This is a genomic window from Bradyrhizobium sp. USDA3516, from assembly GCF_057651995.1.
This window is the reverse complement of the sequence record NZ_JBYGYN010000028.1, coordinates 1-617: the sequence shown is the minus strand read 5'-3', so window position 1 is coordinate 617 and position 617 is coordinate 1. Positions and strand designations below refer to the sequence as shown.

1 protein-coding gene is annotated in these 617 nt (G+C 67.6%); it reads left to right on the top strand.

Annotated elements, in window-relative coordinates; all coding sequences use genetic code 11:
- The coding region (locus AC24YW_RS36590; protein WP_487487212.1) for a response regulator at positions 1–617 on the top strand (617 nt) is incomplete at both ends.

Below are 617 nucleotides of genomic sequence, written 5' to 3'. Positions count from 1 at the left end.
GGCGAGCAGACCACCTCGCTGCTGGTGTTCCGCGCCGGCTCGTCGCAGCCCAAGGCGGTCCCGCTCGGCCTCGTCACGCGCCTGGAGGAGCTGCCCGCCGACAAGATCGAGTTCAGTAACGGCCGCTACATGGTGCAGTACCGCGAGCAGCTGATGCCGCTGGTGGCCATGGAAGGCGTCACGATTGCCAGCCAGGGCGCCCAGCCGATCCTGGTGTTCGCCGACGACGGCCGCTCCATGGGCCTCGTCGTCGACGAGATCATCGACATCGTCGAGGAGCGCCTCAACATCGAGGTCGGCGGCTCCTCCTCCGGCATTCTCGGCTCGGCCGTGATCAAGGGCCAGGCCACCGAGGTGATCGACGTCGGCCACTTCCTCCCGATGGCGTTCGCCGACTGGTTCACCCGCAAGGAGATGAAGCCGTCGCTGCATTCGCAGTCGGTGCTTCTGGTCGACGACAGCGCGTTCTTCCGCAACATGCTGGCGCCGGTGCTGAAGGCGGCCGGCTACCGCGTCCGCACCGCGCCGACCGCGCAGGAGGGCCTGGCGGCACTGCGCGCCCAAAGCTTCGACGTGATCCTGACCGACATCGAGATGCCCGACATGAACGGGTTCGA